Source organism: Pseudomonas sp. AC255 (assembly GCF_979258175.1).
On the sequence record NZ_OZ409841.1, the window covers coordinates 4,566,165 to 4,580,771 of the forward strand.

General features: G+C 62.6%; 13 protein-coding genes. 4 read left to right on the forward strand and 9 right to left on the reverse strand.

The window, feature by feature from the left end:
- Positions 1-22: 22 nt before the first annotated feature.
- Positions 23-508: a TadE/TadG family type IV pilus assembly protein gene (locus tag ACZZ0K_RS20710; protein ID WP_463559298.1), complete on the forward strand. Its 486-nt coding sequence runs from the start codon at positions 23-25 to the stop codon at positions 506-508.
- The gene (locus tag ACZZ0K_RS20715) at positions 505-3,267 is read left to right on the forward strand and encodes a PAS domain-containing sensor histidine kinase (protein WP_258707551.1); all 2,763 of its coding nucleotides are present in this window, start codon (positions 505-507) and stop codon (positions 3,265-3,267) included. Before ACZZ0K_RS20710 ends, ACZZ0K_RS20715 begins: the two co-directional genes overlap by 4 nt.
- Here ACZZ0K_RS20715 and ACZZ0K_RS20720 read toward each other — a convergent pair.
- The 5 genes from ACZZ0K_RS20720 to ACZZ0K_RS20740 form a co-directional block, all read right to left on the reverse strand.
- The gene (locus ACZZ0K_RS20720) at positions 3,252-5,249 is read right to left on the reverse strand and encodes a pilus assembly protein TadG-related protein (RefSeq protein WP_258707550.1); all 1,998 of its coding nucleotides are present in this window, start codon (positions 5,247-5,249) and stop codon (positions 3,252-3,254) included. The two genes, ACZZ0K_RS20715 and ACZZ0K_RS20720, sit on opposite strands and share 16 nt — an antisense overlap.
- A gap of 214 nt (positions 5,250-5,463) precedes the next feature.
- The gene (locus ACZZ0K_RS20725; RefSeq protein ID WP_041480657.1) at positions 5,464-6,021 is read right to left on the reverse strand and encodes a DUF4136 domain-containing protein; all 558 of its coding nucleotides are present in this window, start codon (positions 6,019-6,021) and stop codon (positions 5,464-5,466) included.
- A gap of 41 nt (positions 6,022-6,062) precedes the next feature.
- Complete coding sequence (locus ACZZ0K_RS20730; protein ID WP_258707549.1) at positions 6,063-6,674, reverse strand: DUF4136 domain-containing protein; 612 nt, start codon at positions 6,672-6,674, stop codon at positions 6,063-6,065.
- A gap of 12 nt (positions 6,675-6,686) precedes the next feature.
- Positions 6,687-7,436: a methyltransferase gene (locus tag ACZZ0K_RS20735; RefSeq protein ID WP_073471798.1), complete on the reverse strand. Its 750-nt coding sequence runs from the start codon at positions 7,434-7,436 to the stop codon at positions 6,687-6,689.
- The gene (locus ACZZ0K_RS20740; RefSeq protein ID WP_016771852.1) at positions 7,436-7,738 is read right to left on the reverse strand and encodes a MazG-like family protein; all 303 of its coding nucleotides are present in this window, start codon (positions 7,736-7,738) and stop codon (positions 7,436-7,438) included. Before ACZZ0K_RS20740 ends, ACZZ0K_RS20735 begins: the two co-directional genes overlap by 1 nt.
- A 245-nt stretch (positions 7,739-7,983) precedes the next feature.
- Here ACZZ0K_RS20740 and ACZZ0K_RS20745 point away from each other — a divergent pair, with 245 nt between their 5' ends.
- Positions 7,984-8,277, forward strand: a complete 294-nt coding sequence (locus ACZZ0K_RS20745; protein WP_073471796.1) for a hypothetical protein — start codon at positions 7,984-7,986, stop codon at positions 8,275-8,277.
- Between the two features lie 4 nt (positions 8,278-8,281).
- On the opposite strand, the gene ACZZ0K_RS20750 is transcribed toward ACZZ0K_RS20745, so the two are convergent.
- Complete coding sequence (locus ACZZ0K_RS20750; RefSeq protein ID WP_463559299.1) at positions 8,282-8,686, reverse strand: hypothetical protein; 405 nt, start codon at positions 8,684-8,686, stop codon at positions 8,282-8,284.
- A 113-nt stretch (positions 8,687-8,799) separates the two neighbouring features.
- On the opposite strand from ACZZ0K_RS20750, the gene ACZZ0K_RS20755 reads away from it, so the two are divergent.
- A complete protein-coding gene (locus ACZZ0K_RS20755; protein ID WP_095180907.1) occupies positions 8,800-10,149 on the forward strand; it encodes an MATE family efflux transporter in 1,350 nt (449 codons plus the stop codon).
- A gap of 7 nt (positions 10,150-10,156) precedes the next feature.
- Here ACZZ0K_RS20755 and ACZZ0K_RS20760 read toward each other — a convergent pair whose 3' ends face one another.
- The 3 genes from ACZZ0K_RS20760 to speA form a co-directional block, all read right to left on the reverse strand.
- Complete coding sequence (locus tag ACZZ0K_RS20760; RefSeq protein ID WP_252868741.1) at positions 10,157-10,945, reverse strand: DUF4123 domain-containing protein; 789 nt, start codon at positions 10,943-10,945, stop codon at positions 10,157-10,159.
- Entirely contained in the window at positions 10,942-12,288 is a 1,347-nt protein-coding gene (locus tag ACZZ0K_RS20765) for a type VI secretion system Vgr family protein (protein ID WP_463559300.1), read from the reverse strand. Before ACZZ0K_RS20765 ends, ACZZ0K_RS20760 begins: the two co-directional genes overlap by 4 nt.
- Before the next feature lie 232 nt (positions 12,289-12,520).
- Positions 12,521-14,434: an arginine decarboxylase gene (gene speA, locus ACZZ0K_RS20770; protein WP_016771856.1), complete on the reverse strand. Its 1,914-nt coding sequence runs from the start codon at positions 14,432-14,434 to the stop codon at positions 12,521-12,523.
- Positions 14,435-14,607: the final 173 nt, after the last annotated feature.

Here is a 14,607-nt window from a genome sequence, read left to right on the forward strand (position 1 = left end):
TCCGTTTTGCCTGATTGATTCTATGCTGATACTACGCAGTGACTGTCAGGGTAGACGCACGCATGAAAAACGGCTTTCGCAGGTCGCAAAAGGTGCGGTGGCGATCGAATTCGCCTTGGTGTTCATCATCTTTTTCGCAGTGTTTTACGGGCTGGTCAGCTACGGCCTGCCCTTCGTGATGATGCAATCGTTCAACCAGGCCACCGCTGAGGCGGTGCGCCGCAGCGTTGCGGTGGACCCGACCACGCCGAACTATTCGACGGTGGTGGTCAACACCGCCAATGCTGCGCTGACCCAACAACTGCAATGGCTGCCCTCGGCATTGAATCTGGTGGTCGGGACCGACACCAGTGCGGCTTACGACGCGGGGACCGGCACCCTGACCGTCAGCGTCAATTACCCGGTGAGCAAGCTCAATCAGATCATGCCGTTTCTGGTGCTGCCCGGGATCGGCACGGTGCCTAATCTGCCCACGCACCTCATCGCCCGCTCGAGCCTGCAATTTTGACCGCCGGCGATAAGCTTTTCGGGCGCTTGCTCAAGCGCGCCCCCGCCGCAGCCCACGAATTGCCGGACCACCTCGGCGCGCCGCCGATCGGCCTGCATTTTTATCTGGATGGCAACGGCGATGTGTTGCAGATCGCCGGCCCGCTGCGGCATTTGCTCGCCCAGCACAAACCTCAGGGTCAGCCGCTGCCGCTTCGCGCCTATCTGCTGCCGCATAGCCTGCTGAGCGTCGAAGGCCAGCCGCGGGACTGGCACGGGCAATTGCTCGATCTGGATTTCACCGGCCTGAATGATCAGCCGCTCCACCTGCGCGGCTGGGTGCAGCCGCTGGAGGATGGCTGGCGATTGCAGCTGCTCGACATCGCCGACCTGTTGCTCGAACGTCAGCAAGCGCGCGACCGCGACGCCTGCCAGGCCCTCGCCGCGCAAGTCAGCGATCGCCTGCGCACCTGCAGCCTGACGCGTTTGCCGATGGTGCTCGGCGAACAATTGCAGGCCATCGCCCAGCGCTGGCACATCCCCTGCCTCGCCGTGGCCTTGCTGGATGAACAGGCCCAGGGCTGGCAGATTCATCAACAGTTTCGTGCCCACGACGCCCCGCAACTGTGGGAGGACGGCCAGCCATTGGGCACGCCGCTGGACAGCCTCAACGGCAGCGCACCGCAACGCCTCGCCGGCCCGCAGGGCCGCTATGAACATTCGCGATTGCAGGCCACGTTCGGCAACGCCAACGGGTTCGCTGTGCCCTACAGCAATGATCAAGGCGTGGTCGCATGGCTGCTTTGCGGGTTTTACACGGTCGACAACGTGGCGCCATGGCTGACCGATCGCGACTGGCTGACCTTGGCCGGTGCGCTGGCCGGACCGCTGCTCAGCCGCTTGCGCGAGCAGCGCCATGTGCAATCGATGGAACGTCTTGATTCCCTGCAAAACCTGCTCGGCACTGGCTGGTGGGAAATCAGTGCCGAAGAGCAGATTGCGCTGGCGCCGACGCTGGCCTCGGCACTGAATCTCAGCGATCACCTGCTGCCGGTAGAGGACTGGCTGTCGCTGTTTCATCCCGCCGACCGCGACGAATTGCGCAGCCGTTTGCGCGCCCTGCAATGGCAGGGCGAAGCGCTGACCCTGAGCGTGCGTCTACACCACGCGGAGGCAGGCGCAGCATTGACGTGGTACCGGATTCAGGGCCAGGTCAGCGGCATCGGTGAGCATCGGCGTCTGGTCGGGTTCATGCTCGACATCAGCGACATCCAGAATCAACAACAGCGCGCCGCTGCCGCCCATGCGCGGCTGGACAATCTGATCGCCAGTTCGCCGGCGGTGATCTACGTGCAGCGCTACGCAGAAGGCGCGTTGATCCCGGCGTTTTTCAGCGCCAGCCTGCAACCCTTGCTGGGCTGGACGCTGGAAGATTGCGACACGACAGCGCTGGTCGAGCGCGTGCACCCCGACGACCGCGAACTGTATTTCCAGCGCAACCGCCAGTTGCTGCGTGAAGGCTCGGTGCGTGCGCGTTATCGCCTGCGCGACAACCGTGGCGAGTATCACTGGCTGCTCGATGAGGCAAAACTGCTGCGCAATGATCTCGGGCTGCCGGTCGAGGCGGTGGGCCTGTGGCTGGATGTCACCGACGCGACGCTTGCCGCCGAGCAGGTGCGGCAGAGCGAGGAGCGCTACCGGATTCTGGTAGAGGATTCGCCGGCGATGATCTGCCGTTATCGCCCGGACCTGACGCTGATCTTCGGCAACCGACCCTTGGCGACTTATCTGGAATGCACCCCGGAACAACTGCCCGGCGTTGATCTGGGTGGCTGGATGTCCGAAGAACAGCGCGGCGCGTTTGTGCAGCGCCTGAGCCAACTGACCCCGGAACAGCCAGTGAGCACCGCCGAAATCAGCCTGCAATTGCCCGGACGCGAACACGCCTGGTGGGTCTGGTCGGATCGCGGCGTGTTCGATGAGCATGGGCAGTTGATCGAAGTGCAAGCGGTGGGCCGCGACAACACCGAGGTGCGCCGCTCGCAACAGCAACTCACCCAAAGCGCGAAAATGGCCACCCTCGGCGAAATGGCCACCGGCCTCGCCCACGAAATCAATCAGCCGCTGAACGTGATGCGCATGGCCATCGTCAACGTGCTCAAACGCCTCGGCAACGGTGATGTGCAGGTCGATTACCTGACCGACAAACTCAACCGTATCGACGCTCAGGTTCAACGCGCAGCGAAGGTGGTCGACCACATGCGTGTGTTCGGTCGCCGCTCGGAAATCGAACAACAGTTGTTCAATCCGGCCCAAGCCATCGAAGGCACCTTGTCACTGCTGGCCGAGGGCATGCGCGGCAAAGGTGTCGATCTGCGCATCAGCGAGACCGGCTTCGAGGCGCAGGTGCGCGGCTACGTCGATCAACTGGAGCAGGTGCTGATCAACCTGATGGTCAACGCCCGTGACGCCCTGCTCGGCAAGCGCGAGCACGACCCGGCATTCAAACCGTGGATTTCAATCTACGCCGAACGTGACGAGGAAAGCGTGCGCTTGTGGGTCGAGGACAATGGCGGCGGCATCGATCCGCGTTTGCTGGAGCGGATCTTCGAGCCGTTCTTCACCACCAAGCCGATTGGCGTCGGCACCGGCCTGGGCCTGTCGGTGAGCTACGGCATCATCGCCAACATGGGCGGCCAGTTGAGCGTGCGCAACTCCACGGAGGGCGCACGGTTCTGCATCGAATTGCCGATTGCCACGGATGATCAGATCACCAGATAGGCCTTGCCGGTCTGCCCGCAGGTCATGTTGGCGCCCACCTCGGTGTTCATCAGATTGATGCCCAGACCCTTGAGCAGATTGTTCAACAGCGGATCAAGCAATGGGCTGATCAGCCCGGTGACCACCGGCAACAAGCGGTTGCTGACATCGCTGATCAGTGAAGCCACACCGGTGACGATGGCGCCCAGCGGATTGCTGCCCACGGGTTTGTAGACGATCAGGTTGATGCCGGACAGCGTGTTTGCCAGGCTGCCGACGATGTTGCTGGTCGGCGCGGCCGGCAGCAGGCTCGGCGGCAGTTTCAGATTGGCCGGGGTGGCGAAGGGAGTGGTGCTGGAAAACAGCAGATTCTGCGTGGTCTGCGCGACGCTGGTGTCGAGTTTGAGGGCGATGCCGCCCGCGCCGTATTGCACGTGGGAGGCGGCATCGCAACTGCCGATGCCGAGAATCTTGTGGCAGGTGATGATGCCGAGATCGACCAGCGGCAACGGCGCCACCGTTGGTTCGGCGACTGAAGAGAACGCCGCGACAGGATCGATCTTGCCGAGTTTGAGATCTGCCAGAGAGGTTGTGGTGGCGGCAGTCAGGCTTTTGCTGTCGGTATCGCCGGTCGGGCAGCGGTAATCGGTGACATAGCTTTTCGCCCCGCCGGCATCCAGCGCGATGTCGATCTGCGGTGAGGGCAGCAGCTTCGGATCGAGCTGTTGGCAGCCGGCACCCAACAGGCAGAACACTGAATTGAGCGTGTCCACCAGATTCAGGCTCAACAGCGCATTGAGCGTCGGCGTCAGCGTACCGACCAGGCCCAGCACCGCATTGGTCAGCCCCGTCACCCCCGAGAGCACCGGCAGATTCACCGACAACAACGTGCGCACCTGCGCGGTGCGCACATAAATCCGGTCCGGCCCCAACGGATCGGCCTTGGCCCGCGCAGGGTCGCCAATCGCCGAGAACTGCGGCGGCTCGATCACCTTCACCCGCACCGTGACACCGGCCAGCCCCAGCACGTTGACCGGCAAGGTCGCCGCCACCGCGCTCTTGCTGTTGGCCAGTTGCACCACGCCTTGCACCAGTTGCAGCAATTGCAGATTGGCATCCAGCCCCGCCGCCGTAGTGCCGGTCTGCAGTTGCAGGATCTCGCCGAGTCTGACCGGCGCCGCGTTGATCGCGGCGACCTGCAACTGGCCCAGCGCGGTGACCACTTGCGCGGTTGCGCCGTTGAGTTGCACCACCGTCGCTGCGGCCTGAATCAACTGCGTCACCGTCGCTTGGGTGTTGAGCAACTGCGAGTAGTTGCCGGCGCCGACGTTGAGGTCGATGGCCAGTTGATCGAGGTATTTGAGCAGGTTGATATCGGTGTGCAGCAAACCGTCCCAGCCCACCGCCGTGAGGTTGACGTTGCCGCCGAGCAGCCCGGAAAACAACGGATTGAGGATGTTCGACTGCGCCGTGTCGATGCTTGCGAGGGTGCTGCGAATATTCAGTTGGGCGACGGTCGGCTGCGGTTTCGCGGCAACTGCCGAAGCATTGAGCGTGGTATTGAGGCTGACCGGCGTGGCGCTGAACAACGCCTGCACACCGCCAGCAAAACTGCTGGTGACCGTACGACTGGCAGCGACTTTGACTGCGCTTGATTGCGTGGCATCGACAGTGAAACTACGCAAACCGCTGGCAGCGGTGGCCAGCGTGCCGCAAGTGGTGACGAGCGTATTGGCGGCATCCACCACGTAACCATTGCGCAGCGCACTTTGCCCGGCATAACTGGCGGCGCTCAGCCCGGGCAGGCAATTGCCGCCGCGACTGACCGCTTCGAGGGCGGCGGTATCGACCACCCGCTGCAATTTGCGCTGTTCCATGTACAAGCGACCGCTGTCGACCACCAGCAACATCATCACCAGCGCCAGACTCAAGGTGGCGGCTGCCATCAAGCCGATCGCCCCGCGTTGCCGGGCCGGGCCGTTGCCTTGCGATCCTCGCGACATGGCGCACTCCTTTGCCGGCGCAGTGCCGAGCGCTACCTCCGTTGGTGAAAATGAGTGTAGACGCGGCTGCCGACAATGCGCTGTTGGCATGGCAAACCACCGTAGGAGCTGCCGAAGGCTGCGATTTTTTGATCTTGCCTCTGAAAATCAAAAGATCGCAGCCTTCGGCAGCTCCTACAGGGATTTGCGTCCGGGCGGGAAAAGGGCCGTTCATTCAACGCGGTGGATAGTTGGCCAGAATCCGTGCGACGGTCTCGCGAATGGCATTGCTGCGGTCAGCCGGATTCGGGCGGTTGCTGAGCATTTGTTCATCGCTGCCGCGCCAGACCAGTTTGCCGTCCTTGCCGTCGAGCAGGTCGATCTGAATGGTCGCGACCTTGTAGGTGATGTTGCGCGTTTCGTTGTACATCGGCGCGCCCCAGTAGCCGTTCCACGGGCCGCCCCAACCGCCGCCGTAATTGGTCGTCACCTGCTGCTGTCGATCCTCGACGATCAGGTAAGTCTGCACGCTCAGATCACCCTTGCCGCCGCCGGCAGCCGGACGCAAACCGCGCTGATCGAGTTGATCGGACACCGCCTGGCGGATGCGCTGTTCGGTCAGGTCGCTTTTGATGCGCGGATCATCAGGGCGATATTGCAGGGCCGGGTCTTTCCAGCTCCAGCTGCGATAAGCGGCAAAGTCGCGGCTGGCGTCGAAATCGTGATTGACCTGATTGGCGGCGCAGGCACTGAGCAGCGCAGCAACAGCGAGTAGAGCGAGACGGCGGAACATGATTTTTCTCCGGGTGAAGACATGAACCTGCTGACACGACGTCAGCTGGGAGGATACGCCGCCATGGCTTTTTCCACAGCCTCGCGGATCGCATCGGCGCGTTCGATCTGATTGCCCTGGGTGCCGGTCTCGGCGCTGGCGCTCCACACTGGCTGACCATTGCCGGCATCGAACAGATCGACCCGCACCACCACGACCTGCTCTTGATAGGTGCGCACGATCGGCACGCTGTTGTACATGCCGTAACCGCGACCATAACGATCATAGCCGCCGTATCCGCCGTAGTAGCCGTAGTCGTCGCGAACCTGGCGCAAACGGGTTTCCAGACGCAGATCGGCGCTGACCAGCAGGTCCGCCGGGCGGTTGTCGCGCATCGGCCGCAAGCCGCGCTGGTCGAGGGCGTTGCTGACCGCCTCGGCCACTTGCGCCGAGTCAGCCCACGCCGTGCCCGGCGGCAACTGCCCGTTGCGCCAGGCCCAGTTGCGGTAGCGCCCGTAATCACGCGGCGACGCCGGGTAGGCGCTGCGGTCGAAGGTGGTGGCGGCTTGCGGCGGTGCCGGCGGCAACGGCCGTGACTGCGCCACGTAGGGGTTGCTGCCTTGGCAAGCGGCCAACCCCAGACTTATCAGCAATAACCCGCATTGAGCTTTCATGTCGCGCTCCGCTCAGATCGGCCGGCAGATCCAGTGCAAGTAACGCCCAAGCCCGGCGAAGCCTGGGTGACGACGGTGCGCGAGTTCCATTTCCAGCAAGTCCGCCAGTTCGGCGCGGGCCTGGAATTCCACCGGCATGTAATCGTGAAATACCCGTACGCCGCTCTGACTTTCGACCTGCCACATACCGGCGAGTTGCGTTGCCAATTCCCGTGGGTCGAGAGGCTGCTGCGGGGTCAGGCTCTGCTTCTCGCCGGCCATGACGTTCTTGCGCATTTTCTTGAAATGGCCCTTGAGCAGATTGCGATAAATCAGCGCGTCACGGTTGTAGAACGCCAGCGACAGCCAGCCGCCAGGCTTGGTCAGTTGATGCAGCACCGGCAGGATCGCGTGGGGTTCGGCGAGCCATTCCAGCACGGCGTGGCAGATCACCAGATCGTAGGGCTCGGTGAGCTGACCGGGCAGTTCCTGCCACGGCGCCTGTATGAATGTCGCGGTGTGTCCGGCTTCGGCAAAACGCTGGCGCGCACCCTCGAGCATCGGCTCAGCCGGCTCGGTAAAGGTGACGTCATGACCGCGCTCGGCCAGCCACAGCGACATGTGCCCAAGGCCACCGCCGATATCCAGCACGCGCAGCGGCCGATCCGGCAAGGCCTCGCTCAGGTCGGCCTGCAACACCGCGAGGCGAATCGCGCCTTTGGCGCCGCCGTAGATTTTTTCCGCGAAGCGCGTGGCCAACTGGTCGAAATGACGGTCGCTCATCAGCTGAACCGCCGTTCGCTGTCGGCGAGCTTGGCGCGCACCACTTCATTCATGTCCAGACCCAGTTCGCTGCACAGCAGCAACAGATACAGGACGATATCGCCGACTTCCTGCCCGGCGTGGGCGAGCTTGTCCGCCGGCAACTGGCGCGACTGGTCTTCTGTCAGCCACTGGAAGATTTCCACCAGCTCGGCCATTTCCACGCTGGCGGCCATGGCGAGGTTTTTCGGGCTGTGAAATTGCCGCCAGTCATTGCGGTCGCGAATGGCATGCAGGCGTTCGGTCAGTTCAACAAGGTTCATCGGGCTCTCCTGAAGACGCATAGCTTCGGGGGGATGCGGGCTGAAGGCAAGCAGCGCAGATGATCTATTGTGGGAGCGAGCCTGCTCGCGAAGGCGGTGGATCATCCAGACCGGATTTGCCTGACACGCCGCCTTCGCGAGCAGGCTCGCTCCCACACATGATCCGGGCAAACCTTCTATCATGCAGGGAACTCGGCCGCCCTCGGCGTGGCCCAAGGCTCAGCTCTTTCATCAGGGATGCACACATGCGTGTAGAAAGCTTTTTCGAATGGCTCGGCCAGGCACTCGGTTCGATCATCCGCTTTATCGTCGACGGCCTCAGTGGCCTGTTCAATATGCTCAGCAACGCCGGCGGCAACTTTGTCGACGGCCTGGCGCAGACGCTGGGGATGGACACCTCGATCATCAGCATCATCGCGCTGATCGTAGGCCTGATGCTGCTGTGGTCGGCGATCCGGGCATTCATGAACGCGTCGATCATTGCCGGGATCATCTGGTTGTTGCTGGGGTTGTGGTTGTTGAGCTGGATTATTCACTAGCGCTTCAAAAGCCCCTCACCCCAGCCCTCTCCCAGAGGGAGAGGGAGCTGACCGCGTTGCTTTGAAATTCTCCGCCGACCTGGAATATCGAGTCGAACTCACGCTTGAGAGCGACTAAGATCGGCTCCCTCTCCCATTCCCGGAGAGAGAGGGAGCTGACCGCGTTGCTTTGAAATTCTCCACCGACCTGCAATATCGAGTCGAACTCACGCTTGAGAGCGACGAAGATCGGCTCACTCTCCCATTCCCGGAGAGAGAGGGAGCTGACCGCGTTGCTTTGAAATTCTCCACCGACCTGCAATATCGAGTCGAACTCACGCTTGAGAGCGACGAAGATCGGCTCCCTCTCCCATTCCCGGAGAGAGGGGGAGCTGACCGCGTTGCTTTGAAATTCTCCACCGACCTGCAATATCGAGTCGAACTCACGCTTGAGAGCGACGAAGATCGGCCCCTCTCCCTCTGGGAGAGGGCTGGGGTGAGGGTGTTTCTGCCGCTACAATCCCCGCTCCCCAAGGAGCCTGCATGTCCTCACTGATTACCGACTGGCGCGACCGCCCGACTCACCGCAAGGTCTGGGCACTCGCCGCGCCGATGATTCTTTCCAATATTTCCGTGCCGCTGGTGGCGCTGGTCGACAGCACTGTCATTGGTCACTTGCCCCATGCCCATCAATTGGGCGCGGTGGCGGTCGGCGCCAGTCTGTACACGTTTCTCGCCTGGGCGATGGGTTTTCTGCGCATGGGCACCACCGGTTTTGCCGCGCAGGCTGCCGGGCGCAGCGATGGCGCGGCGTTGCGGCAGATTCTCTTGCAGGGTCTGTTGCTGGCACTGGGCTTGGCCGTCGTGCTCGGCGGCCTCGGCGTGCCGCTCAGCGGCGTCGCTCTGCACTTCATGCAGCCGTCGGCGGAGCTGGAGCAACTGACCCGGGAGTTTTTCCACACGCGCCTGTTTGGCCTGCCCGCCGCGCTGGCGACGTATGCGCTGGTCGGCTGGTTCCTCGGCACGCAGAACGCCCGAGCGCCGCTGGCGATTCTGCTGAGCACCAACCTGATCAACATCGTGCTCAACCTGTGGTTTGTGATTGGCCTGGACTGGGGCGTGGTCGGCTCGGCGCGGGCTTCGGTAATCGCCGAATGGAGCGGCGCCCTGCTCGGCCTGTGGCTGACGCGCACGGCATTGCGCGCCTATCCGGGGCAGATCATCTGGTCGGCACTGAGAGTCTGGCAGAGCTGGCGGCCGCTGCTGGCGGTCAACCGTGACATTTTCATCCGCAGCCTCGCCCTGCAATCGGTGTTCTTCCTGATCACCGTGCAGGGCGCACGGCTCGGCGATGCGACCGTAGCGGCCAACGCCCTGCTGCTCAATGGCCTGCTGCTGACGGCCCACGCACTGGATGGCCTGGCCCACGCGGTCGAAGCCTTGTGCGGCCATGCCATTGGCGCACGGGATCGCCTGGCATTGCGTCGATCGCTGGTGGTGGCCGGCGGCTGGTCGCTGATCGCCAGCCTCGGATTCGCTGTGCTGTTTCTGCTGGCGGGGCACCTGTTCATCGAGATGCAGACCGATATTCAGAGCGTGCGCGAGACGGCGTTCGTCTACCTGCCCTACCTCGCCGTGCTGCCGTTGATTGCGGTGTGGAGTTACCTGCTCGACGGCCTGTTCATCGGCGCTACCCGCGCGCGGGAAATGCGCAACGGCATGCTGCTGACGGTGTTGTTGCTCCTGCCGTTCGCCTGGCTCTTGCAAGCGTTGGGCAATCACGGCCTGTGGATATCTTTTCTGCTGTTCATGGTCTTGCGCAGCGTGACCCTTGGCGCGCAAGCCCTGTGGCTGAAACGCCGCGATGGCTGGTTCAGCGGCAAGGCTCACTGACGGACAGTCAGCCCGCGCCCCACTGCCGACGCAGGAAGTCGAGCCGTTCCGGCTGCGTCAGTCCGGCCGGCGGCACGACCAGCACGGCGCGCGGATTGAGCAGCCGCAGCCACAGCCAGCCATCGAGCACAGCACGATCGCTGAAACCCAGCGCCAGACCTTGTTGCACATGCACAGCGATCGTCTGGTAATCAACGCTCAGAGACTGGCACCAGCGCCAGATGTGCTGCTCCAGCAGACAGGTTTGCAAGCGCTCGCGCTGGCGCCGGGTCAGGCTTTCTTCGATGCCCAAAGGTTCGACGAGCAGGCCGGGATTGCGCAGCTGTTGCCAGCCCTGACTGCCGATGGCGCGGTCGGCCCAGGTGCCGCCAAACCAGCGCAACTGGCGGATTGGCCCGAGCCAGCGACTCAGTTGCGCGGCGTCGCAGGCGTCGAAGAAATAGCTGGCGGTCTGACGGTTGTAATAGCTGAGCAAGGCCCGGTGATTCAAACCGAACGAGACGGTAAGCATGCGCTGCAAGTGGCTGAGCAGCTGCTGCGCCGGTATCTCGCAGCTCAGCAACAGGCCACGCCAGGTGTCCGGATCGCGCAGGCACAAGGCGGTCAATGCCGGACTCTCGCGCAAGTCGACGAGGACCGGACCGTGCTCACTGACCGGCTGAAATTCGGTGCCGTCAAACAATCGGTGACGCTGCACATCGGCAAAGCCCTGGCGCAAGGTCAGCAGGGCGCGTGCCGCGTCCGGGGTATCGAGCAACAGCCATTGCGCCATGGGCTCAAGCGCCGCGCCGCTCATCGTGCGCTGCTCTGATCGAGCGCGGTGAGCAGCCGGCAACTGCACACGGACTCGGCGCAGTGGTTGAAGCTGCCACCGCCCGGCATCAGGCACAGCAGCAGCAACGGCTCGCCAGACTGCAACAGTTGCTGCAACCCATCGCTCACCAGCAGTTCTGGGAGCGATACCGGATCATCGTCCTCGACCGCAGCCTCTGGCAACACTGAGGGCTGGAGCACGCCACTGACCACCGGCTGATCGGGATCGCCCTCAAGAAAACTCACCACCACTTCCACACCATCAGCGAGTGCCGCCGAGGGCAGCTCGTTCAAGTCAGGCGCGAGGGGCAGCCAGCAATGACTTGGCGAAGCCCCTTCGCCCTGATAGAGCCAGTCGAATTGCACCGCCACCGGCCGCGAGCAATCCGGCTGCGGCTCATCGACGGTGACCACCCAGGCTCGCTGCAGGCTGTGCATGCGCTGCTTGGACTGCGCAGCGGCGGGCGCACAGACGGGTACCCGCGCGGCCGCGAACAGGCGATTGCAATAGGGCGGTTCGAGAGACTGATCGGCACGGTGCTCGATGCGGGTCAGCAACCATGGGCGGTTGCATTCGATGAAAGGATGGTCGTCCAGGGGCAACCACTGACCGCTGCGCAAGGCGGGCAGATCGCTGTGGCCTTCGGCACTGGGGCCTCGCTGGCTGGCCTGCGAGTCTTCGTGCAGTTGCCATTGGCGGACGGCTGGAGCGACGCCACGCTGGTCATGCTCGTCCTGATAGGGCGCGACGTCTGCATGGGGCATTCGCGTCGGATCGTCGCCGAACACCAGGCAGTGCCTGTCGCGGTGATGCTCGAAGTAATAGTGAATGCGCGCCTCTGCGCACAGGCGCTGGAGCAGTTGCAGATCGGATTCGCGGTATTGCGTGCAGAAGGTGCGGGTCGGGTAGTCGCTATGCAGGTCGAAACGTCGTTGCAAGCCGACGATGCCATGCTCGCGCAGAACCTGTTCGATGATCTGCGGCACGCAGCGGCCACTGAAGATGCGCTGGCTCAAACGCAGGTCGAGGCAGTCGAGCCTCGGCCCGAGACGCACTCGACACAAACGCAAGCCATGGCCATGCTCGTGCTGGACAAGGCTGTGCAACTGCCCGTGCACACCCTGGCCGGGCGAGCCGAAGCACAGGAACGCAGAACGATGCAGCAGGCTGGCAAGATCCAGATGCGGATCGTCGATCACCACATCGATCTCGAAGGCAAAGGGTTCGCTGAGCGCTTCCCTTCCGGTAAAGGCGAGAACTTCGAAGGGGTCGGACAGGCCCGCTACATCGAGACGAAACGACGGCTCGTTGACTGGATCGAACATGGGCGGATCTCTACAGGAGGGGCGGCCGGGGATTCTCGCCGAGAGGCATGGCCGAGTAGAGAGGCGAAGTACAACTTAGGAAATGACCTACGCGAAAAGCAGACCAGATGAGTTTGCTGACCGTGATCGCACAGGTTTTCGTGAAAAAATCAGGAGATGTCCCACCGGGTTATCCGAATTTTCCACAGCTTGCGGAAAAAATCGGACAACCCGGGCGGAACGCTATCGGGTCTCAGGAAGACAGATAGGAGGAGCGGGTCAGGCCCAGTCGCAAGGCATCGAGGAACTGCGTGCGCTCGCTGGCACTGATGCGGGCACTGGCGCACTTGTCGCGGTAGTGGGTCATCAGTTCTTCCGGCGACAAGTGCACGTAACGCAGCATGTCTTCGATGGTGTCGTGGGTCTCGATACCGGCGTGGTAAACGCTGCCGTCGGCGTTCTGGTAGATGTTCACCGAGTCGGTGTCACCGAACAGGTTGTGCATGTCGCCGAGGATTTCCTGATAGGCACCGACCAGGAACACGCCCAGCAGGTAATCTTCGCCTTCATTCAACGCGTGCACCGGCAGGCTGGTTTCGATGCTCTGCTCGTCGACGTACTGGTTGATCTTGCCATCGGAGTCGCAGGTCAGATCCTGCAGCACCGCGCGGCGCAGCGGCTCTTCGTCGAGGCGATGCAGCGGGATGATCGGCAACACCTGATCGATCGCCCAGGTGTCCGGCAGGCTCTGGAACACCGAGAAGTTGCAGATGTACTTGTCGGCCAGCTTGTCGTTGAGTTCGTCGAGCACCTGGCGGTGCGAACGCTGACGCGCTTTCAGCGAGTTGTGCAGGCGACGGCACACGGCGAAGTAGCACTGCTCGGCGAGGGCTTTTTCCGCCAGGGTCAGCTTGCCGTCGGCATACTGCGCGGCCACGTCGCTCATGTAGTGGGTGGCGCGCCAGTAGGTTTCGGTGACCATTTCGATGTCGGTCGGGCCGAGCAGATCGACCAGCCACTGCACGGTTTCCGGCAGGCTTTCCTTGTTTTCGATCAGCGGGATTTCGTCGTTGTGTTTCTCGACGTCGGTGACCTGCACAACCAGCATTGCGTGGTGCGCGGTCAGCGAACGGCCACTCTCGGAGAAGATGTGCGGATGCGGCAGACTCTGCGCGTCGCAGAATTCCTTGAGCATGCCGACCACGACACCGGCGTAATCGTCCATGTCGTAGTTGATCGAACTGGCGTTGCGCGAATGCGTGCCGTCGTAGTCGACACCGAGGCCGCCGCCGACGTCGATGTGATCGACCGGCAGACCGAGGTTGCGCAATTCGCCGTAATAACGGATCGCTTCCTTGAAGCCGTGCTGATAGTCAGCGAGGTTGGCAATCTGCGAACCCATGTGGAAGTGCAGCAGGCGGATGCCCTGATCCAGACCGGCGCCACGGAAGCGCTCGACCACCGACAGCAGTTGCGCCGCCGACAGACCGAATTTGGATTTTTCGCCACCGGTGTCCGCCCATTTCGACGAGGCCAGCGACGACAGGCGCACGCGCAGACCCACCTGCGGCTTGACCTTCAGCGAGGCGGCTTCTTCGATCACCAGGCCGACTTCGGATTCTTTCTCGATGACGATGAACACGTTGTGGCCGAGCTTCTGGCCCATCAGCGCCAGACGGATGAACTCGCGGTCCTTGTAACCGTTGCAGACGATGGTGCCGCCCTTCGGCGCCAGCGCCAGCACGGCCAGCAGTTCAGGCTTGGAGCCGGCTTCCAGACCGATGGAGACGTTCTGGGTGGCGATGATGTTCTCGATCACCGCTTCCTGCTGGTTGACCTTGATCGGGTACAGCGCGGTGTATTTGCTCTGGTATTCCAGACGCTCGATGTTGGAATCGAAAGCGCCGGTCAACTGACGGACACGGTCTTGCAGGATGTCGGGGAACCGCACCAGCAGCGGCAAGGACAAACCGCTCTTGCGCAGTTGGTCGACTTGCTCGAACAGATCGATAGGCGAGCTGCTCGGGCCGTTCGGACGTACTTCGACGCGACCGGCTTCATTGATCGCGAAATACCCGGCCCCCCAATGGCGAATCCCGTAAACGCTGCGGCTGTCCGCAACTGTCCATTGGCTGCCATCGTCTTTACGTGTGCGTCGTACGGACATCGAAGTCCCCTATAAAGAAGTCAGAGTGCGTCGCCTGAAGTGCAGGCCGGCGCAGTCTAAAGAATGAAAATGACGGTTCGTCAGTGCGGCGGTAGACCGCACTGACTGCGTGGAGTTTAGAAACCGGTCATGAACAGGCTCTGTGAAAACCATGGCGACGACGCCGGATCCGA